18 protein-coding genes and 2 pseudogenes are annotated in these 19,968 nt (G+C 53.2%); 13 read left to right on the top strand and 7 right to left on the bottom strand.

Going from position 1 to position 19,968, the window contains the following annotated elements; translation table 11 throughout:
• The first annotated feature begins 64 nt into the window (after positions 1 to 64).
• From BMY11_RS23445 to BMY11_RS23465, 5 genes are all read left to right on the top strand, one after another.
• Positions 65 to 793: a CTP synthase C-terminal region-related (seleno)protein gene (locus BMY11_RS23445; protein WP_256217728.1), complete on the top strand. Its 729-nt coding sequence runs from the start codon at positions 65 to 67 to the stop codon at positions 791 to 793.
• Positions 794 to 826: 33 nt separating this feature from the next.
• On the top strand, positions 827 to 1,234 hold the full coding sequence (locus BMY11_RS23450) for a VOC family protein (protein WP_090581940.1): 408 nt from the start codon (positions 827 to 829) through the stop codon (positions 1,232 to 1,234).
• A gap of 172 nt (positions 1,235 to 1,406) precedes the next feature.
• Complete coding sequence (locus BMY11_RS23455; protein WP_090581942.1) at positions 1,407 to 2,414, top strand: lysylphosphatidylglycerol synthase domain-containing protein; 1,008 nt, start codon at positions 1,407 to 1,409, stop codon at positions 2,412 to 2,414.
• The gene (locus BMY11_RS23460) at positions 2,404 to 3,609 is read left to right on the top strand and encodes a glycosyltransferase family 4 protein (RefSeq protein ID WP_090581944.1); all 1,206 of its coding nucleotides are present in this window, start codon (positions 2,404 to 2,406) and stop codon (positions 3,607 to 3,609) included. The genes BMY11_RS23455 and BMY11_RS23460 overlap by 11 nt, the downstream gene beginning before the upstream one ends.
• Positions 3,610 to 3,803: 194 nt before the next feature.
• The gene (locus BMY11_RS23465) at positions 3,804 to 4,508 is read left to right on the top strand and encodes a M50 family metallopeptidase (protein ID WP_177182793.1); all 705 of its coding nucleotides are present in this window, start codon (positions 3,804 to 3,806) and stop codon (positions 4,506 to 4,508) included.
• On the opposite strand, the gene BMY11_RS23470 is transcribed toward BMY11_RS23465, so the two are convergent.
• Positions 4,492 to 4,947 (bottom strand): VOC family protein, encoded by a 456-nt coding sequence (locus BMY11_RS23470; protein WP_090581948.1) that lies wholly within the window; start codon positions 4,945 to 4,947, stop codon positions 4,492 to 4,494. The two genes, BMY11_RS23465 and BMY11_RS23470, sit on opposite strands and share 17 nt — an antisense overlap.
• Before the next feature lie 336 nt (positions 4,948 to 5,283).
• On the opposite strand from BMY11_RS23470, the gene BMY11_RS23475 reads away from it, so the two are divergent.
• Complete coding sequence (locus BMY11_RS23475) at positions 5,284 to 6,591, top strand: glycoside hydrolase family 140 protein (RefSeq protein ID WP_090581950.1); 1,308 nt, start codon at positions 5,284 to 5,286, stop codon at positions 6,589 to 6,591.
• Positions 6,592 to 6,696: 105 nt separating this feature from the next.
• On the opposite strand, the gene BMY11_RS23480 is transcribed toward BMY11_RS23475, so the two are convergent.
• Together BMY11_RS23480 and BMY11_RS23485 are read right to left on the bottom strand one after the other, a co-directional pair.
• Positions 6,697 to 7,227 (bottom strand): siderophore-interacting protein, encoded by a 531-nt coding sequence (locus BMY11_RS23480; protein WP_090581952.1) that lies wholly within the window; start codon positions 7,225 to 7,227, stop codon positions 6,697 to 6,699.
• A 93-nt stretch (positions 7,228 to 7,320) separates the two neighbouring features.
• Positions 7,321 to 8,052, bottom strand: a pseudogene (locus tag BMY11_RS23485) (suppressor of fused domain protein).
• A 205-nt stretch (positions 8,053 to 8,257) separates the two neighbouring features.
• Here BMY11_RS23485 and BMY11_RS23490 point away from each other — a divergent pair.
• The 3 genes from BMY11_RS23490 to BMY11_RS23500 all read left to right on the top strand — a co-directional run bounded on the left by BMY11_RS23490 (position 8,258) and on the right by BMY11_RS23500 (position 12,624).
• Positions 8,258 to 10,459 carry a trypsin-like peptidase domain-containing protein gene (locus tag BMY11_RS23490; protein ID WP_090581954.1) on the top strand — a complete coding sequence of 734 codons (2,202 nt, stop codon included), beginning with the start codon at positions 8,258 to 8,260 and terminating at the stop codon, positions 10,457 to 10,459.
• A gap of 60 nt (positions 10,460 to 10,519) precedes the next feature.
• Positions 10,520 to 11,308 carry an alpha/beta fold hydrolase gene (locus BMY11_RS23495; RefSeq protein ID WP_090581956.1) on the top strand — a complete coding sequence of 263 codons (789 nt, stop codon included), beginning with the start codon at positions 10,520 to 10,522 and terminating at the stop codon, positions 11,306 to 11,308.
• A 422-nt stretch (positions 11,309 to 11,730) separates the two neighbouring features.
• Positions 11,731 to 12,624, top strand: coding sequence for a peptidoglycan-binding domain-containing protein (locus tag BMY11_RS23500; protein ID WP_143069334.1), 894 nt, complete (start codon positions 11,731 to 11,733; stop codon positions 12,622 to 12,624).
• 76 nt (positions 12,625 to 12,700) lie between these two features.
• On the opposite strand, the pseudogene BMY11_RS23505 reads toward BMY11_RS23500, so the two are convergent.
• Together BMY11_RS23505 and BMY11_RS23510 are read right to left on the bottom strand one after the other, a co-directional pair.
• Positions 12,701 to 13,141, bottom strand: a pseudogene (locus tag BMY11_RS23505) (DinB family protein); the annotation flags it as partial.
• Positions 13,142 to 13,211: 70 nt separating this feature from the next.
• On the bottom strand, positions 13,212 to 13,709 hold the full coding sequence (locus BMY11_RS23510; protein ID WP_090581960.1) for a HugZ family pyridoxamine 5'-phosphate oxidase: 498 nt from the start codon (positions 13,707 to 13,709) through the stop codon (positions 13,212 to 13,214).
• Positions 13,710 to 13,884: 175 nt separating this feature from the next.
• Here BMY11_RS23510 and BMY11_RS23515 point away from each other — a divergent pair, with 175 nt between their 5' ends.
• Together BMY11_RS23515 and BMY11_RS23520 are read left to right on the top strand one after the other, a co-directional pair.
• Complete coding sequence (locus tag BMY11_RS23515) at positions 13,885 to 14,841, top strand: DMT family transporter (RefSeq protein WP_090581962.1); 957 nt, start codon at positions 13,885 to 13,887, stop codon at positions 14,839 to 14,841.
• A 188-nt stretch (positions 14,842 to 15,029) separates the two neighbouring features.
• On the top strand, positions 15,030 to 16,154 hold the full coding sequence (locus BMY11_RS23520) for a tyrosine-protein phosphatase (RefSeq protein ID WP_256217731.1): 1,125 nt from the start codon (positions 15,030 to 15,032) through the stop codon (positions 16,152 to 16,154).
• 70 nt (positions 16,155 to 16,224) lie between these two features.
• Here BMY11_RS23520 and BMY11_RS23525 read toward each other — a convergent pair whose 3' ends face one another.
• The gene (locus BMY11_RS23525) at positions 16,225 to 17,670 is read right to left on the bottom strand and encodes a Calx-beta domain-containing protein (protein WP_090581966.1); all 1,446 of its coding nucleotides are present in this window, start codon (positions 17,668 to 17,670) and stop codon (positions 16,225 to 16,227) included.
• 178 nt (positions 17,671 to 17,848) lie between these two features.
• Positions 17,849 to 19,069 carry a hypothetical protein gene (locus BMY11_RS29495; RefSeq protein ID WP_256217732.1) on the bottom strand — a complete coding sequence of 407 codons (1,221 nt, stop codon included), beginning with the start codon at positions 19,067 to 19,069 and terminating at the stop codon, positions 17,849 to 17,851.
• A gap of 110 nt (positions 19,070 to 19,179) precedes the next feature.
• Here BMY11_RS29495 and BMY11_RS29500 point away from each other — a divergent pair, with 110 nt between their 5' ends.
• Together BMY11_RS29500 and BMY11_RS29505 are read left to right on the top strand one after the other, a co-directional pair.
• Positions 19,180 to 19,497, top strand: coding sequence for a hypothetical protein (locus tag BMY11_RS29500; protein ID WP_256217734.1), 318 nt, complete (start codon positions 19,180 to 19,182; stop codon positions 19,495 to 19,497).
• Positions 19,470 to 19,823, top strand: a complete 354-nt coding sequence (locus tag BMY11_RS29505; RefSeq protein ID WP_256217735.1) for a hypothetical protein — start codon at positions 19,470 to 19,472, stop codon at positions 19,821 to 19,823. Before BMY11_RS29500 ends, BMY11_RS29505 begins: the two co-directional genes overlap by 28 nt.
• The last annotated feature ends 145 nt before the right edge of the window (positions 19,824 to 19,968 follow it).

Consider the following 19,968-nt stretch of genomic DNA (forward strand, 5'->3'; position numbering starts at 1 on the left):
TCAGGCGTAAGGTGCTTCAGGCTTTTCTGGTTTTTAACGATGGGAGAGGGGGAAGATTCTTGTCATGCAGAAGGTTGAACGGATAGTTAGAATTGGACTCATCGGCGATTACAAGCCGGAGGTGAAAGCTCATGCAGCAATTCCGCTCGCGTTAGAGCTGGCGGCGGCAGCTGTCGCCTGCGAGGTGCGATATGAATGGATCCCAACTACGGAGCTGGACGAGCACTGGGAGAATAAGCTTGCCACGTATAACGCGCTATGGTCGGTACCAGCAAGTCCGTACGCAAGCATGCAAGGCGCGCTGAACGGCATTCGCTTCGCGCGCGAGCATGGAATTCCGCTGCTGGGCACTTGCGGCGGGTTTCAGCATATGGTCATTGAATATGCGCGAAATGTGCTTGGTCTTATCGAGGCGGACCATCAGGAAGTGAATCCAGACGCCTCGCTGCTCTTAGTTACGCCGCTTACCTGCACGCTACGCGAAACAACAGATACATTCATCCTTACACCGAGCTCGCTCGTGGCGAAGGCCTATGGGCGGCATGAGATAACAGAGCAATATGGCACATGCAGCTATGGACTAAACGCAGCGTTTCTCTCCAAATTCGAGCGCAGCGGAATGCCTGTCGTCGGCGTTGACACGGACGGTATTGCCCGGATTATGGAGCTCACGTCACATCCGTTCTATATTGGGGCGCTGTTTCAACCAGAGCGATCGGCGCTTCGGGGTGAAGTCCATCCGCTGATTAAGGCTTACTTGCATGCGGCACTGGGCTATACTAGTGCAAGATAGATATTCATTTAAGAACAGAGAGGATGTTGAACGGTGGGAAATTTAACCCCTTATATACAGTCGGAAGACGCACGAGCTCACGCTGCTTTTTATGTTGAGGCGCTCGGAGGCGAAATTCTGTCTGTCATGACCCATGAGCAGCTTATGGGCGCACAGCATAAGTTTAAAGATAAAGTGATGCATCTTAGCATGGTTGTAGCTGGCGGCAACTCCATCTTCATGTCGGACCGGATGGAGGCGCTCGATTATGGGACAGCCATCACACTCAGCATGTCCTATCCAACGGAAGCAGAAGCAAGTGAAGTATTCGTGAAGCTGTCGGCCGGCGGCAATGTACGTTATCCGATCGCGATGCAGCCTTTCGGCATCTATTACGGGGAGCTTGTCGACCGGTTTGGCGTGACGTGGAGCATTACGGCAGAGCAGCAAACAGGCAAGTAGCAGTTCAAAGTAGAGCATGGTACTTGCCGAGTACCGTGCTCTTTTTTATTTTGCGAGTATTCCGGGCAACGTAATCTTAATAATTTCTGTAAGAAGGACGGCATAAAGCTTAACAATTGTCGCTTACAATTAAGAGATGGCTTCTACCGATAGGGAAAGGAAGTGAAACGGGGTGGCGGTGCTGCGAAGATTAGCGCCAGCTGTGCTTAAGGCCGTATTCTTGGCGGTCATCGTCTTCTTCATCGTGCGGAATATTCCGCTCAAGCTATCGGATATTACTTCGTTTCTCTTCAAAGCTAATGTGGAGTTCTACGGGTCAATGGCGTTGTTTGCGTTCTTCCTGATGCTGCAGGCGGGCATCTGGGTGTTAATCGTGAATGCAGTCGGCAGAGAAGGACGGCATTCGGGCGAAAGGGGCGGCTCGCTGCGGCTGCTGCCTGGTCTGCATATTTTTATTAACTCGCAATTTGCGAAGTACATTCCAGGAGGCTTCTGGAATTACGCCGGGCGCATCGTGCTCGCATCGCGCGCCGGTGTTCCGCTGAATGCACAGTTCTCCGCCATTATTTATGAGAATATCCTCCTTGTCTCGGCTGCGCTAATCTACGCGTTGATGCTTGCTGTGTCATTGGGCACGCCACCACAGCTCATTCTGGTTGGCGTGGTGGTCGGGGGTACCTTAGTTTACTTCTATTATCCGCGCGTTACCGCGTGGACGGGCAGACTGTTTGAGCGGGCATCCAAATGGAAGCTGCTGCAGAGGGCGATTGCGAGATTCTCGGGGCCGTTTGGCGATACACGTCTTAGCGGGGCGAGAGCGCTACTCACGCGCAATCAATTTTTCGGTTATTTGGCGTGCTTTCTCGGCAGCCATTTCATTATGGGCATTGCCTTCTGGATGCTGACGGGCAGCTTCAGCGGCGAGCATATCGGCCTGTTCTACGCAGCAGGGACGTTCGCGACGTCTTGGCTGCTTGGCTTGTTCAGTCCGCTCCCGGGCGGGCTTGGTGTCCGCGAAGGGTTTCTCGTTTATTTCCTATCACTCAAGCTTGGGGCAGATGTGGCGCTGCATATTTCCGTGATTGCACGGCTGTGGAATATCATGGCGGAGGTTGCATTCTGGGCTGTGATTCAATCGCTTACTTACCTGAAGAGAAAGGTGAAGGTCTATGAAACGTAGAAAAATCGTTCTCGTTACCGGGGTTTTTCCTCCTGGCATCGGCGGCATGCAGAACTATTATTACAATTTATCGAAGCATACCAAGCATGGCATGACCGTCATTGCGCCGGAATATGAGGGGAGTGCGGAATTCGATAGCAATCAGCCGTTCACGATTGTGCGGGGGTCCTTTATGCGTGGTGAGCAAGTCGATGTGACGAGCTGGGGCAGGCTGTTTCGCCAAGTGCGGCGCACGATGCGCAGCGAAGAGCCGGATGTGACAGTCTATGGCTACGTGCTGATTGGTTTTATCGGGCTGCTGCTGCGGGTGTTCAGCGGCAGGCGATACGTCATTTCGACGCATGGAATGGATATGCTCATGTTCCGGCGGTATCTAGGACTGAACCAAGTTGTGAAGCTTATTCTGCGCAAAGCAGACGGCGTTCTGACGAACAGTGAGTACACGAGGCGTCTGGTACGGCAATATGGGGTTCATCCCGATCGGATCAGTATCGTCAATCCCGGTGTGGAGAAGATCTATGAGAAGAAAACTCTAAACAAGGAGCTTGCGCAGCAGCACGGACTGGAAGGCAAGTATGTCATCCTATCTGTCGGTCGTCTCGTGACGCGCAAGGGCAATGACCGGACGATCGAAGCGATGCCTGCTATTCTTGAGCAAATCCCGAATGCGGTATATGTCATCGTCGGCGACGGACCGGACCGTGAGCGACTGGAAACGCTCGCCCGTACGCTAGGTGTGTCGGACGCTGTGCGGTTCATCGGTAGCGTGAACGGAGGCGAGCTGCTCAATGAATACTTCAATCTAGCGGATCAGTTCATTATGGCATGCCGGGAGCTGGAGAAGGGCGATGCGGAAGGGTTCGGCATCGTCTATTTGGAGGCGGCGTCCGCAGGCGTGCCAGTCATTGCCGGGCGCTCCGGCGGTGCAGTGGAAGCGGTACTGGACGGGGAGACCGGTATGGTTGTCGACCCGCATTCACCTGCTGCAATTGCGGATATGATCGTCCGCCTTGCCCAGAATCCCACGCTGCGAGAACAGCTGGTGCGCAGCGGCTACAAGAGGGCAAAGACGCAGTTCCAGCACGAGGTGCTGGCAGAGCTATTCGACCAGTACGTCGGGCGGGTATGCGCTCGCCCGGCAACGAGATGGAGACGCGCCCGAGCTGGGGAGACTGCGGTTAGCAAGAGGTCTTAGGGCGAATGCCGTGCGGGTATTAGGCTGTGGAGAAAGTCTCGAATGCTTCTTCTTGCGACCTCGCTATAGCTAGCTCACTCACTCAATAACGAAAGCCGTGCAGCACTTTGGCTGCACGGCTTATTATTTATCCACCAGCCGCCTGTGCTACAATGGAAGAAGAATTATCGCCATACAAGAGGGGCGGACGTCTTATGAACTGGAAGTATATTGGCTATTTTATACTCGCTTTTATTGTCATTCATATCCCCTTCATCGGGCCATTCTTCCGCATCGCGAACACGCTCATCCACGAGTCGGCGCATGCGATTGTGTCGCTCATTCTGCAAGGACAGGTGCTGCAGATTCGACTCTTCGCGAATACGGAAGGCGTGACCTATACGATGTCCTCGTCGTACCTGGCCTCGATGGTTACAAGCGCGGCTGGCTACGTGGGCTCATCGCTTGCTGCTTACGGATTAGCACTCCTCTGTTCCAGGAATAAGCATATCGTGACGCTCTGGCTGTTTGTCATCCTAGCCTCCGTCAATGTGCTGCTCTGGGTGCGAAATCCATTCGGCGTCATTTGGCTGGTGCTCTTCATCGGACTGCTCGCCTTCGCGCTGTGGCGCAAGGGCAACTGGGCTGCTGCACTGTCGATCGGCTTATTCGCATTCGTGCTGGCAGAGTCGGTATCGAGCAGCTTCACGATTCTATGGCTCAGCTTGTACACGCCGGGCGGTGCCGGCGATGCAGTTGGCTTGGCTAACAAGACGGGGCTACCCGCCGGTTTCTGGGGCGTCTTCTTCATGCTTCAAGCGAGTCTGCTCGGCTATCTCAGCGTTCGGACCGTACTGCGCACTAAGCGCGGCGGACAGGGCCGCGGGCGTGGTTCCTCCGTCGTTACTCCGCCTCTTTAATCGTGGAGAGCTTCGCACCCCAAGACTCTGGGTGAACGTCGCGCACATGCTTCGCAAAGATCCACTGATGGCCTTCCAGATCTTCAGCGACATATTGCTGCTCACCGTATTCCGTGGTACCAAGCGGTTCAATAATTACAGCTTGTGCAGCACGGGCTGCTTCGTAGTGCGCTTCGATGTCATCGACGAATAGCATAACCGACTGTGACTGACCGCCTAACTTAGAAGGGCTTGTGGCAGATTTCCCGGGGCTCTTGAGCATCACCCAAGCGTTGCCGCGATACATCATCGCACCGTGCAGATTGCCGTCAGGGAGCTCGAAGCGGAAGTGCTCCGCTAAGCCGAAGGCGGTTTGCAGCCACGATGAGGCAGCAGCGACATTCTCATAGAACAGGTGTGGCAAGATCGTATCGACCGGGACTGAACGATTGTGAATCATGAGCAAGCACCTCCAAATAATGGTGTGTGGACGCTATATGCGATCAGCATAGCATAGCTGCACGACATACGGATAGCGAATTCTAAGCTGCAACCGGAACTCTTCCAGAAGCAGCTTTATAAGCACGCTGCATAAGCCGGGTAATGCCGTTGAGAGAGGCGCTATCCCGGCTGTTTTTCTGTCACTTGATTAGTATATTTATTGTATACATATTGTACATATAAGGCGAATGTGATAGCCTGAAATTGCGGCTATGCGGCTAACGTGGAAGCGAATAGTACCGTCTGCATTTATCATTTCATCATTCCATATTGATCGGGAGCGTGAACGTAAAGCATGTCGACGTTGCAGCGTTTGAAAGTAAGCAGCAATAAACGGTTTCTCATTCATGAGGACGGCACTCCATTCTTCTGGCTCGGCGATACCGCCTGGGAGCTGTTTCACAAATTAAACCGTGAAGAAGCGGAGCTGTATTTGCGCAACCGGGCTCAGCTGAAATTTAACGTCGTGCAGGCGGTCGCGCTGGCCGAGTTTGACGGCGTCGCAACGAGCTCTGCCTATGGCAGGCAGCCATTAAAGCGAAATGCCGCGGGCGACTATGATCCGACAATGCCCGATACAGATGGTGATGATCACTATTGGGCGCACGTCGATTACATCATTGATCTTGCGGCATCACTAGGGCTCTATGTGGCGCTGCTGCCAACGTGGGGTGACAAGTATCATCAGGATGCATTTGGCAAGGGACCGGAAATCTTTAACGGCGAGAATGCCAAAGTATACGGGCGTTGGCTGGGCGAAAGATACAGGAATCGCTCCAACATCATTTGGGTGCTTGGCGGAGACCGTTCGCTAATGACACGCAATCACTTCGAAGTCAACAATGGGCTGGCTGCTGGACTGCGAGAGGCCGTCCAAGATTCGCAGCTCATTACGTTCCATCCGAGCGGCAACACCTCTTCCTCTCGTCATATGCATGACGAGCCTTGGCTCGATTTCAATATGATCCAATCCGGACACCATGAGCAGGTCCGCGAGAATTATAAGCACATGAAGGGCGATTATGATCGGCTGCCGGTCAAGCCTGTAGTGGACGCGGAGCCGGCTTATGAGGACCATCCTGTCAATTTCAATGCTTCCCGCGGCTATTTCGATCAAGCGGATGTACGGACGGGCGCTTATTACGGCGTCTTTGCAGGCGGGTTCGGTACGACTTACGGCCATCACAGCATTTGGTCGATGACAACGGAGCCTGGGCCGTATTTCATCATGACGTGGCAGGATGCGCTGAATCGGCCGGGTGCAACGCAGATGCAGCATCTGCGCGCTTTGATGGAATCAAGATCGTACCTGGATCGTGTGCCCGATCAAAGCTTGATCGCCGATAATTTCGAAGGCGCGAACGGTATGGTCGCAACACGAGGCGAGAACTACGGCCTTATCTATAGCCCGAACGGGATTCCGTTCCGTGCGTCACTTCGTAGCTGGGCGGGCAGTCACGTTTCGGCCTCATGGTTTGACCCGCGCACTGGCGAGTACAGCGCTATTGGCGAGTTCTTGAGCCGCGAAGAAGAAAAGGTAAAGCTCACGCCACCGACCAGCGGCAGAGGGAACGATTGGGTACTTGTGCTGACCGCGTCATAGGCGGCGTATTTGTAGCGTTGAAGGTTTACTACATTGCCCGCGAAGACAGTCGCCTTGCACCGGTCTACAATTCGCACGGATAGGCCACTTAAAAAAGATAGCGAGCTATTGGCTCGGATTCAGTGGCAGCTCGCTGAAGGCGAGCGGCGTGCTGCCGTCCAAATCAGCGAAGAAGCCCTTATCGCTATCCGCGTAGATGAAGCTGTGCACCTGCTTCTGCGCTGGCAGATGCCGCCGAATTTCGTACAGATGCGCCAGTGCCGATATATCGCCGATCAGGATGTAATAATCGCTTTTATCACCGTCACTTACGGTGAATTTACCCTTCGGACCAGAGTAGAAGACCGCGTCTCCAACGTTCACGCGCTCCGCCCAGCTAGCTCCAGCCCCGGCAGAGAATGTGCTGACAGCCATATCGATAGTCCGCGTCTTGGCATCATAGTTCCAGACCGAGTAGGCTCGGATCATATCCATAAATTTGGCGTCTTGATCGAGGCCGACGAGGACGCGCAGAAACTCGCCTGGCGTGTTTGAGAATTCCTTCGTATCCTTCAGCTGCATCGAGATCAGATACGTATGCTCGGCAATTTGCTTCTTTTGCACGACAACAGCTTCATGTGAGAATCGCTTAGCCATATTTCCGAAAAATCCGAAAAAGAGCCGGAAGCTTCCTTTACGAGTAAAGGTGCTCCGGCCCTGGGAGGCTGCAATAGATTTGAATAGATTAGATTAGAATAGACCAAACCGTTTCTTACAGCTGTTCTTGCGATCTATGTTAATAATATCCGTAACGCCTGCTTTCGAGAGCTTATCGAGCAATGCATCGGCGCCATGCTTCAGCTTAAAGTCCATTTCCTCTGTATACAACGGGATCAAATTAAAGAAATGAATCTCTTTCTCGGGTGAGAAGGGGAGCGTGAAAAATTCGTTTATTGCTTTGATCGTTGCAGGAACATTGAGCATCATCCCAGTAAGCTTTGTGCTCGCGGCATATCGCTCAGCCGGATTGCCGTTTGGAATCGTGTGCACTGCGTATAGCCAGGTATGGTACGCATGCGGCAGACGCGCTAGAGTCTTCAAAGCGCGCACAGGCCAGTAGTTTTCTTCTTTGCGAAATCCTTCCTCAGACACATCTCAATCAGGAGGGAGGCAAATCATCAGCTCGGCATAACGATATGCCTCGGCACCGGCTGGAACGGTCATTGGTTCGTCGCTCATACCGCATGTAATGAGTGTGTAGAAATTGCGTTCTTTTGTTGGCGCGACAATGAGAATATCAATATGGACCAAGTCGGAGGCCAGCTCATGAAACACGGTTTGAACGGGGCCGATATATTTCTCGACATGCTCGGTAATTCGGTCTATCGTTTCATCATTTCCGTATGCGGGAACAAGTGAACGTTCCCTTGCTTCGTGACGGTAGATCGGCTGCCCCGAAGGGGATAACTCTTGATTGCTCATGGTAAACCTCCCAGAAGTATTCGCGGCCGAAGCCGTGGGCGAAGAATAAGCATTTCCTATATTTAGGTGATGCTTATCGCTATTATACCTGATTGGCGCTGCTAGGGAAGTCTACTCTACTGTATGCAGGATTTACTAGTATACATGGCAGTGCATTTCTGAATACGATTGTACTCTATCTTATTACATACAGGAGTACTCTTACATGCACATTCATCACGTCAAAAGAATCATTATTATTCTCGCGGCCGCTATGATCTGGGGCCTTATACCAGCTGGCGCGAGCTATGCGAACGAACAGCTAGATTTTCAAGTGTTGTTTAAGAAAGCAATTATTCTCTACCAAGGCAGTCCGAACGCTATCGTCGATTTGAGTGACAAGGTGATTGACGAGAGCAATTATGACGTTACACCGCTGGCGAGTCATGGACGTACACTGGTACCGCTTCGCTTTATCGGAGAGAGCCTCGGAGCGCTTGTGAGCTGGAATATGTCGGACTCCACAGTTGCGATACAGGGCAAGTCGCTGACAGTGAAGCTGAAGCTTGGCAGTACTCAGATGAGCGTGGGCGGAGCTGTGAAGAAGCTGGATGTGCCGATGCAAAATCTGAAAGGAAGAGTTTACGTCCCGCTGCGCGCAGTCAGCGAGGCGTTCGGCAAGCAGGTGTTTTTTGACCGCGGGGTTATTGTCATTAACGATGCTATAAACCTGAATCCGCTTCGCGATAAAGATATGATCAATTACTTGATCGAGACGCTGAAGCCTTTCGAGAAGGATCCGTACAACGGGCGAACCCAAACGATTGAGAAGCTGGGCGTCATGGACCAAAGCGTCGTTGTGCTGGAGTCATTTGATCATGCGGGCAATTCTACTGGCTTCGGCAGTGCTTTTGCAGTCGGCCCCGGCTTGTTTCTGACGAACTACCATGTGATTGATCATGCGAGCAGCTACCAAATCGTTACGGAGCAAGACCGCTATTACGATGTAGCTGGTGTGATTGCTGCGGATAAGAAGCGTGATCTTGCGCTTGTGAAGACGAAGCTGAGAACGAACGTGCCGCCTCTGCATCTGGGCACGTACAAGAGTTTGGTCAAAGGCCAGTCGATCTGGACCATCGGTAACCCGGACGGATTCCAGAACACGCTGTCGACCGGCATTATCAGCGGCATTCGATTGGATGGGGATTCGCCGGCCATTCAAATGACGGCGCCGATCACAAGCGGAAGCTCCGGCGGTCCGCTGCTCAATATGAAAGGCGAAGTTGTGGGCATTACGTCGATGGGAATCGAGGATAACGGAAGCTTGAACTTTGCTGTCCCAATTGACGATGCACTATCATGGGTGCACAATGCGAAACTAACTGCGTTCGGCTATATTTCGCTGCTGAAGCAGAGCCAGTTCGAGAGCGGTCAAGCGCCGCCGGAGGAAGAGCCGACTCCTGAACCGGATAATCCGATTGCCGTTCCGGCGAAGAACGTTCATGTTCTGAAACGGGTTATCTCCTCGGAAGAGCCGCATCCGATGCAGCCGATCGTCTATTTGGCGGACGACGCTTCGCAGCAAGTTGTTGCTTATAATTATGAGACGGAGCAGGAAGTGGCCGTGTCCACCCGGCTTGAGCGGCCGATTCAGAAGATGGTGTATGCCAGAGGCGAGCTCATCGTTATTATGAGCGATGCGGCATTCAGTCATTTCCGGTTTGATGTGGACCAAGGTGGAACGATAGCCGTCCTGGATCCGACGACGCTCAAGGTGAAGGACAAGTGGAGAACGAGAATCGATCCGTATGACATCGTGGTCGATAAGAACAACCATATCTATGTCACATCAGGCTCCGGGCAACATACGTATTTGATCAGCTACGACCGGGTCACACATGAAGAGCTGTCATCGACCGGTATTTCGGATATGAGCCGCATTGCGCTTCATCCATTGGAAGACAAAATTTATGCGATCTATACGACCGGATCGCCAATAGACTTCAGGGTGTTTATGATCGGCGGCGGTGTTTTTGGCGAAACCTATGATTCTCCTTATCACGGAGACTATCCGCTGACGACAGTAATGGGGATAACGCCCGACGGGCGGTATATTCTGAACGGCTACGGGGGCATCTTCGCGGCGACTGGCTCCAAAGCGACGAATATGACTTTCTTGGGCAAAATCGAACCCTTCGATGCAATGGCGACCGATCCTGCGCATCCGGAATCGTTTCTGACGAGCAAGCTGAGCACGGTCCGTCAATATGACAGTGCGACGCTGGGCAAACGCAAGGCGTACAATACGAACGGCACCATTGTGGAGCTAAGCGAGGCGAATAAGCGTTTAATCGCGTTGACCAAAGTGACAGTGCGCGGCTTCGCAGCACAGCAGTATGCGATAGAGATTATGAATTTGAGCGAATAGCACCTCTGGGCGTATAGGCGAGTATCCTAGTGTGATACCACTTGCGAAGGAGATACGGACATGGGATTTTTCGTAAAAGCAGAGAAGAATGTAAACATATACGTAGAAGACATTAACCCAGAAGGCGAGAAAACGATTCTGTTCATTCATGGCTGGCCGCTGAACCATAATCAGTACGAGTACCAATACAATGTGCTTCCGGGCGTTGGCTTTCGGTGCGTCGGCTTGGACTGGCGGGGATTCGGCGAATCGGATCGACCGTACAACGGCTATCATTTCGACCGGCTGGCAGATGATGTCCGGGCAGTTGTTGATGCGCTACAGCTGAAAGATGTCGTGCTTGTTGGGCACTCCACAGGAGGCGCAATCGCCATCCGGTATATGGCGCGGCATCAAGGCCACGGCGTATGCAAGCTCGTGCTTATCGACGCTGCTTCGCCGGACAGTGTGCCGAAGGAAGTGGCGAACAAGTTCATTACCGATTCGCTGAACGATCGCCCGAACATGCTTCGTGAGGTCACCGATATGTTCTTCTTCCAATACCAGACTAGTCCGATGACGGAATGGTTCTCCCAGCTCGGACTTGTTGCGGCAGGTTATTCGACGGCGGCGATTATGGCGATGCTGCGGGATGAGAATGTAGGAAGCGATCTAAGTGCAATCCATGTTCCGACACTTATCATCCATGGTACTCATGACAAAATCGTACCCTTCAGCCAAGGGGAGAAGACGCATAGCATGATTCCGAATTCACAGTTCGTACCATTCGAATTTAGCGGACATGGTGCTTTTGTAGAGGAGCATGACAGGCTGAACCAGCTGCTGATCAAATTTATTGGCGAGCAGTGACGATGCGATTACCACGAGTAAGATCACAAAGGCTGCAGGTTCTCGACAAGGGAGCCTGCAGCTTTTGTCGTTAAAGCGTATTCGGCATTTTGAGAGGTATGTAAGTATTTCGGGCGACAGTTCGCGATGTGCTTCGTACAGGAAGGGAGAATGCATTAGCATGGGGCTGCTTTATCAAATTTACATATCCCACATAGAGAATGCGGATCTAGGTGATACAGCTGAAGCTGTGGAGGATAGGGAGCAAGGGCAGGAACAGATGGAGCCCCCTCAATTAATCGACCTGTTGAGAAGGTTGAAAATGGAATAATTTAGAGTGGTGGGTAATCACTTGCAGTGAGCATAATGGAAATTCATTGTTGGGTATAGTAATGGCGGTAGCAAATGACGCTTTATATCCAATCAAGGAAGGTGCTTACTGTATGGAGGAGAATTACCGCACTCAAGGGCCGAGAAGAAGAAATCCGCTTGCATCAGCTGGCAAATGGCTAGGAATCGTAGTGCTTGCGCTAACCGTTATGGTGAGCATGCCGGATATTGGTTCAGCGATTGGCAAAGGCGCACGTGGGCCAGATGTGTACGTCATCCAAGGGATGTTGAAGTCGCTTGGCAGTTACGCTGGGCCGATTAACGGGCACTACAATGCAACGACAGTCCGCGGCGTCAAATATTATCAGAAGACGCACGGTTTACCAGTGACGGGCAACGTCGACAAGCGCACGATGAAGTCGATGGTTTACGCCTATGAGAGCAAGAAATCTGGTGCCAAAGCGCAAATGCGCGCGAAGAGCAGAGGGCAAGCGAAGGGTCTCGGCCGAGGTAAAGGCGCTGGCGGAGGCCGCGGTGCCGGTAAAGGCGCAGGTCAAGGCGGCGGAGCAGGAGGCGGTCAAGGCGCAGGTCAAGGCGGCGGAGCAGGAGGCGGTCAAGGCGCAGGTCAAGGCGGCGGAGCAGGAGGCGGTCAAGGTGGAGGCCAAGGCGGCAGAGCGGGAGGCGGTCAAGGTGGAGGCCAAGGCGGCGGAGCGGGAGGCGGTCAAGGTGGAGGCCAAGGCGGCGGAACAGAAGGCGGTCAAGGCGGAGGCCAAGGCGGTGGAACAGAAGGCAACCAAGGCGGAGGCTTTGAAGGTAATAAAGGCGGCGGCCAAGGTGGCGGCGTAGAAGACAACCAAGGCGGCGGAAAAGGCGGCCAAGAGAAAGGCGGACAGCAAGGCGGCAACAGCAGCGGTAATGGCAGCGGTAATGGAGGAGGCAATAACGCGCCAGCTCCGCAGGAGAACGCGCCTGCACCGCAGGACAATGCAGAAGGCAGAGGACGCTAGGGTAGCCATATGAAAAGCGCGAGAACCAGGCCATTAATGGCCTGGTTCTCCGTTTGTAGAAGGATAAATCCTCCGCTTACTGAATGATCGACTGTTTTACTGCTGCCGCGGCTTGCGGCGCATGTTTACGGATGAGTGCAATTTGGCCTGCATGGATACCGGTATGATAAATGGTGCGTCCAAGCGCTTCTCGCGGTGTTGACGGCCCGATCTTCGAAGTGATCTCGACATCCCATAGGTCGCTCGGAAGCTCGCTCATCGTTTCCGTGAGATGTGCATCGGCAGCTGCGGAGAAGGCGATCAGCGCTTCGAGTCGGAATGCCTCAGGATCATGGGAATCGGTCTTGCCGCTTGCCATGAATGTAATACCTTCGGGCACGCTGCGGCCGAAGAACCAATCGGCGAACATATACTCCACCTCCGCATTATGGCGGATCATATGTGCAATTGTAGCCGATTCCGGTGACATCGCCATGTGTTGCTCATCTTCCTTCAAAGTTTCCACCATTTTCTGAAACCGATCGCGGACAACCCGCTAGATCGGCAGTACAGCTTCATAACTCATCGTAGATACACTCCCTTATGTATTATTTATCTTTGCGGTCAACGACGACGTGCTCGAATCGCTCGCCGGACAGATCGACATCGAACGCTTGGCCGAATCCAACGACGTAGCGGCCGCTTGAAGGCGTAAGCTCGAACAGCGAGAAGTCGAGTCCACGCAGCATACCCATCATTTTGTCACCGAAACGTTCATCGAATAGGGTGAAAATCTCTTCGTATCTTTCGTTGCCAAGATTCTGCGACTCGCACACCCAGCGCACACGCTCACGGGCGAACACATTCGGCGAAGCTGATTCATCGTTGATGAGCATGACATGAATATGTGCATTGTTCTCGACATAACGGTAATGGTCCGAAATGCGGCTAATATAGATGTACAGCTTGCCGCCCAACTGGACATACGGCGCGTAGCTGATGAATGGTACGCCTTGTTCATCCTGCGAACTGATCACAAGCGACTTGCGACTGTTCACGAACGCGACGTACCGCTCTTTGAGCTCCTCCATATTCGGTTGTTTCAAAGATGGTTCCCCCTCGGATCAATCTAATTAATATTGATAATCATTATCAATTAAGTCAACTTTATCATCATAACCTACCGATTTCGGGAACACAAGGGTTATTTAGAGCCCATAGACGGCTCATCAGCCTTCCATTACAATGGGAGAATTACATGCCTAATAATGTGAGGTAACGATGAGCGAACGACAACCTACTCCGAAGCTGCGCGCTTCACAGAATCCATACGTATTGATGCCGATTCTCCTGCTGCTCTGGGGCTCGGTCGCTGCAATTAGCAAGCTGGTGCTGGGGCAGCTAGACAGCTACCAGCTGTTATTTTATATGAATGGCGTCGGTGTGCTGTCTTTCCTCGTGATCGCCCTGTTCCGCCGAGGGAAGCTGAAGGCGTTATCGGTATGGAGGAGCAAGCAGCTGCTGCTCCTGACGGCATGCGGCCTATTCGTGTTTCTTTATGACTTTCTATATCTGGAGGCACTTACCCGTGTCCCGGCTGTGGAGGCGTCCATGCTGAATTACCTGTTCCCGATCTTCATTGTTCTCTTCGCGATTCCATTTCATAAAGAGCGGATGAACCGCTACAAGCTGATTGCCGTTCTAATGGGCTTTATGGGGACGGTGCTGCTGACGACCAAAGGCGATTTCACCGCGCTCCGGCTCACGAATTTGACGGGCGATCTGCTAGCGGTGCTGGCCGCAATCAGTTGGGGGCTATTCACGAATCTGGTAAAAATCAATAAGCAGGATATGCTCCTGAGTACGTTATACATGACGGTCATCTCCTTCGTGCTGTCCGCATTCGGCATGTTCGTCCTCTCGGAGCCGGCGCTGCCTCACTTAACAGACTTCGCAGGCGTGTTCTGGCTCAGCATGTGCAATATTGTGCTTGGATTCTTCCTCTACATTCAAGCGTTGCGCTATTCCACGGCATCACTCGTTGCCAGCTTTACCTTCTTCACGCCGTTCATTACGCTGCTCTTTATTATGCTGCTGCTTGGTGAGCAGCTTAGCGCCATCGACGGCTTCGCAGCGCTGCTGATTCTATCCGGCGTGCCGATCCAGCGGCTCGGCCAACGATTAAACGTCGGCAGGGCAAAGGCGGAAACGGAAGCGGAAGGAAGCGCGCAGCTCTAAGCACACGGAAGACTTTAGGACAGACAAGGCCTCTTTTTGCTGCCCGCTCATGGGCTGCGAGAAGGGGCTTTTTTGCAAAGGTTGCACCATTTTCGATATCTTCACGAAGCGTTAGCGCTTGCTTAACAACCGCACCGTATTGTTAGGACAAGCAAGTTGTTGATTATACATTACTAGGAGGAATACCCGTGTCCAAAGGATTCAAAGCTACAACTGCGGTGCTAGGTGCAGTACTTGCATTGTCCGTCATCACATCTTCCGTTTCCGCAGCAGCAGCCGCACCTGTACTTTCGAAGAAAGCGGGTCAATTCGTATCTGCAAGCGTAGAGCGCAATGCGAAAGGCAGCATAGTTATTAACTGGAAGACTGACGCTAACCTTGGCGCAGCAAAAATCTACTGGAGCACATCGCCTGACAACATCGAGAAGAACGGCAAACTATTGGCGCAAACATATACAAGCTTCGGCGGCTTCGTAACACCGGATCCAAAGCCGGGCTACCGTGTTTACTTCGCTGTAAAAGGCGGGAATGGCGCGGTTATTACAGCAGCAGAGCGTAAAGTAAATCTGCAAGGCGCATTCAACTTCCGCGATCTTGGCGGCTATAAGACGACAGACGGCAAGACAGTGAAGTGGGGCAAGCTGTATCGTGGTGAAGAGCTTGGCCATCTGACTGCGCAGGACCTTGAGTATGTGAAGCGTATGAATATTAAGACCGACGTTGACTACCGTACGGATGCGGAAGTAAACGCAATGAAGGATCCTGTAGTCGCTGGCATGAAGTATGTTCGTACAGACGAAGGCAACCCAGGCAGCACGGCTGATCTTAACACGATGATCAAGTCCGGCGTATTGAAGGACGAGGCTTCTGCCGTTCAAATGCTTGCAGGCTTCAACAAGCAAATGGTTAATGCGCCGAAGTTCTATGTGCAGCTGATGGAGCTGTTGAATGATCCGAGCAACATGGCGCTCATTCAACATTGTACAGCGGGTAAAGACCGTACGGGTCTTGGCTCTGCAATCATCCTGTTGACACTTGGTGTAGATGAGCAAACCGTTATGAACGATTACCTGCTCTCCAACTTCTACCGTGCAGATGCGAACAAAGCGACAATTGAAGCGCTGAAGAAGCAAATTCCAGACGAGAACGTGATTAAAGCGATGTCAGCTCTGATGGGCGTTCAGAAAGAATTTCTGCAAGCTGCACTCGATGAAATGAAAGCGAAATACGGCTCCATCGACGCGTTCATCGAGAAAGGTCTAGGCGTAACGAAGGAAGAGCGTGCGAAGCTGAAAGCGATGTACCTGGAGTAGATCAGGGCACCTATGAATAGACAAGAAGCCCCGCCTTCTCGATGAAGGCGGGGCTTCTTCATGCCGCTCGTTACTGAACGGTGAAAGGGTCGACCTGGAAGGACATCGTGTTCACAGGAACAACGACGCCGTCTACGAAATCAAATACATGCCAGAGTGTTCCTTCTGTATTGGTTGGAACGAAGAAGGTGTTCAGGACATTCGAGCCTTTGTACACCGTTACTTTGGCCCCTGAACTGGACATTGCAGCACTATCGCCGGAGAATCTGTTGGTGTAATCATGCACGGAGTAGTGATAGGAGCCGCCTTGAATATTTGTTATCGTAACCGTTTCCGGTCCGTAGCTGGTTGTGTCGTCGACATCGAGAACGACGCTGGATATTGCATCAGCAAAATGTTTGTAGGACGCAGGATAGTAGATATGGAATCTGTCTGCGGCTCCGCTTGGTCCTGTAACATGGGAGTCAAGGTCAGTCGGGGTCTCGCCCCAAGTCAAGACGACACGAATCTCATCGGTCGCGAGTATTGGTGTAACGGTTCCATTCTGGTTGCCTGTTGTCACGCCGCCGATGGAGACAGCTAGCAGTTGCCCAGTTACATAGCCTGTGCCCGTGATGGTTGCTGTATAGTTGCCTACTGGCAGGAAGGCAGAGTAGCTGCCGGAATCGCTCGTCGTCGCCGAGCCGACTACGGGTCCATCGACAACGTTAGAGCCACTGCGGAATTCCAGCAGCACATTTGGCACGGGATTGCCGGTGAGGGCATTCGTAATGGTACCTTCAACGGTGCCGTCGCTTTGCTGAGTTACCGGTACGAGCGCGATTGCCGGGCTGAATGTTGCAACACCGCTTGTCACGTCGACGAAAGTAAAGCTGGAGTGGTATCCGGCGCGCGAGGCTGTAATTTTGTAATGGCCAGGAGGTAGCGAGAAGGAGTAACCTCCGTTAGCGGCGGATACAGCTGTGCGGACTGACACATTCGCGCTGTTGAAGACTTGGATAGCCGCACCGGACAGATTGCCATGTGTAACGGCATTGATGACCGTTCCTGTAACGGAGCCATTCGCTACACTATTCGAGTCGTTGTCAATAATGGATGCCCACGCCAATTCTGGCTGGATAATGGTAGCGCCGCCGGTCGGGTTTTTCAAGAACACCTTGAACATCTCTAGGCTTTCAACGATCGAGTCATCCACAATGGGAACTTCTATGAGCTGCTCTGTGACACCATCACCGAACGTCAGCGTACCGTTCACGTGGTTATAGTCCACGCCTGGGGTGGCGGAATTGCCACAGTTGCAGAAGTCGACTGTGACAACACCGTCGCTGCCGCCGGTTCGCAGCACTTTAACAACTAATGCACCTTCACCCTCGTTCACTGTGTACGTGTCATGCTCAAGATGAAGTTGTCCGGGTGTCAGCAGACTCTCTGCCGAAACAAGCTGCGGCAGCAGCATCATCAACATGAATAAGACAGCTAGTCCAACATACGCGCTTCGTTTCATATTCAGGCTCACTTGTCTGTCCCTCCTCTATCCATATATACAAATTGTATCATAATTAATGATATGATACGTTTTGTATAGTGTCAATGGGGAGTTTTTTCATTTCTCGACACGAAAATGCGCTCCGTTATGGAGCGCCCCAAGCAGCGATGAGCGGCAAGCTATTGTAAAATAATGCTCGAAAAACCGTTCACGATCGACCGTCGCTGGCGCATGGCATCGATGGCCTGCTTGGCATCAAATAAGGATAAAGCAGCACAAGCCCGCCCATGTAGAGCACGAGAGCGAAGACGGCTGGCGACAGATGGACGAAGTCGGTATAGCCAATATGCATATGAACCGAGAAAGCGGCGATGAAAGCCGGCGCGCCGCCGAGCAGATAGGTCCACCATAACCATCGCTGACCTTGCTGGAGCCCCCATAAAGCCATCATCAGTAGTACGAGCGCATCGGAGAACAGCGCGCCTCCGAAGCCGGCCCGATCATGGGCAATGAGCGGCACAAGATGCGGGTTTAGCGCCTGCAGCTGAGCGGCGGTCGTGTCCATATAAGCCAGGTCCTGCGGTACGAATACAGTCGTAATACCGTACCCCGAAATCGTAATGCTGCCTATGACGAGCGCAAAGCCGAGCACGACCATACAGCACTGCCCCCACATGGCACGCCGCCAAACAGCGTCATTTCTGACATTCACCGGTCCCCGGAACGGCTGGTCGGGATTCCGGCGCATGCTGAGCAGAAACAGGGGCAAAAGCAGTAGTGCGACCACGGCATGCAGAGGGTCGAAGTAGCCATAGCCGAGATAGAGGAAGAAGCTTAAGAAACCGACTGTGCCCGAGACTAGCAGCGCCATGCGCGCCCAATGCAAGCTGTGCCGCAGCCCGTAACGGCCCAGTTGATAATAGATGACGCCGATCGAGATCATCGTTCCAGCCAGCGTAATCCGGTCATGCGACATGAAATGCAGCAAGCGGTGGTTGATATGATGGATCGCACTACGCTTCAGGCCGAGGAATGCCTCATCATAAGGAAGCAGCACGGAGGTGGCGGCGATCATCCATGCGAGCAGCCCGCCGAAGATCATGCCGATTCCGAGCAGGCACATCCAGCCCCAATGCCGCCAGAAGGATACGGGCTCCGGAGCGGGAAGCAGCCTCGTCTTCTCATGCACAATCGCTTCATTGACGCGCTTCGGCAATCCCGGTCCGGCAAAGACAAGCCCAGCATGGAGTATGACATAGGAAGCGCCTGCAGCTATTGCGTCAAGCGCATCCTGCGGCTCATAGAGACCGGCCGCAGAGATTAGTGTAAAGTCGTCAGCGTAAGGACGCGCCAGCTCCCGGAGGAGCTTCAGCTTCGCAAGGCTGGTTTGCCGGTCATTCAGGTCGAGCACAAGCTCCCCTGAATCCACCGTTCGCGATTCGCCGATAACCGCGCCTGTCCATAAGACTAACTCGGTAGCCTTAAGTATCTCGACAAGACGAGCTTCCTCCGCATCATGAGGAATATATAGAAACAGAAGTGCTCCTTGAAGATCGTCATCCGCACGCGCAGAGGCGCGAAGCTGCTCTAGCAGCCATACGGTCCCTTGCGGATCAAGCGGCTGCTGCAGCGCATCAACGAAGAAGCCTGCTGCGCCTGCTTATCGCAGCAGGCGCATCATTGGCAGCAGCTGCGAGAGCGCGTGCTCCGGCGTGCTTCCCGGCAGCGGAGTCAGCCGCACGAGCTGCGCAAGCGCGTGCCCCGGCTTCGCAAGGCGGGCGGCGGCGGCGGCGGCAGCGCCGGCGTTCTCCGCGTACGCCGGATAAACGATGCGCTCGCGTGCGGCATCGAGCATGATCGGCGCAGCAGCGCTCGCCCTGCCGGCAGCCGGGGCAGCAGGCTCGGCCATAATCGGGCCGAGCTCGATAAAGCCGAAGCCGAGCTGCGCCATCGCCCGGTGCGCAATTCCGGCGGGATCGACACTGCCCGCGAGACCGACGGGCGTGGGCAGCTCTACCCCGCCAATGCTGCTGCGCAGCAGGGGAGATGGCTCCATATGTCCGAGCGTACGGATGACGAAGGAGCCTAGCGGCAAGCGGCTGAGTGTGCCGATCGCGCCAAGTGTAAGCGCGCGTGCCATCCGCCCTGGCAGGCGAAACAAGAGGGGGCGGAACAACGTTTGATAAGACCAATCCGGCATCGGCGATGTCTCTCCTAGTCATGTGCAGGTCATTTTGTAATAGTAGTATAACAAAAGAGGGTTACCAACATTTACATAATTTTTCCTTTCGTTGGGGCAGGTTTCCGTTATAATGAACAGATGTGTGT

This window comes from Paenibacillus sp. OV219, from assembly GCF_900110075.1.
Lineage (GTDB): Bacteria > Bacillota > Bacilli > Paenibacillales > Paenibacillaceae > Paenibacillus_Z.